The organism is Allochromatium palmeri (assembly GCF_009720725.1).
GTDB lineage: Bacteria > Pseudomonadota > Gammaproteobacteria > Chromatiales > Chromatiaceae > Thermochromatium > Thermochromatium palmeri.
The window spans coordinates 1-426 of sequence record NZ_WNKT01000173.1 but is presented as its reverse complement, the minus strand read 5'-3'; the positions used below and the strand labels follow the sequence as shown (position 1 = coordinate 426).

At 53.8% G+C, this 426-nt stretch carries 1 tRNA gene; it reads left to right on the top strand.

The features are described 5' to 3' along the window. The first annotated feature begins 181 nt into the window (after window positions 1–181). A tRNA-Thr gene (locus GJ668_RS19985) sits at window positions 182–257 on the top strand. Window positions 258–426 lie beyond the last annotated feature (169 nt).

The window sequence follows — 426 nt, the reverse complement described above, 5'->3', positions numbered from 1 at the left end:
GTTGCGATTCAGTGCCTCAAGCAACTCTTTATCGCTTTGGGCGTACGTTGGCATGGCAGGAGCCTCACAAGACAGTTACATGGAGCCTACAGTTTAGCCAACGCATCAGTTATGGTCGCACCCCACGCCGCGCAAATACTTGATGCCTGTGATCGCTTCGGATACTATTCTCGGCTCCTTAGCCGATGTAGCTCAGTTGGTAGAGCAACGCATTCGTAATGCGTGGGTCGCCGGTTCGAATCCGGCCCTCGGCTCCATAAATTCAATGACTTAAGGCGCATGGAAGTAACTTCTCAATAAGTCATGGCAGCCTTGGCTGAAGATATCCGTTAAAGTACCCCATCGCTTCCCTCATCGTTTCCCGCGACTCGTCCAGCCGTCATGCCCAGCCCGATTGAACTCCCTGACATCCCCGACGCGGAACGC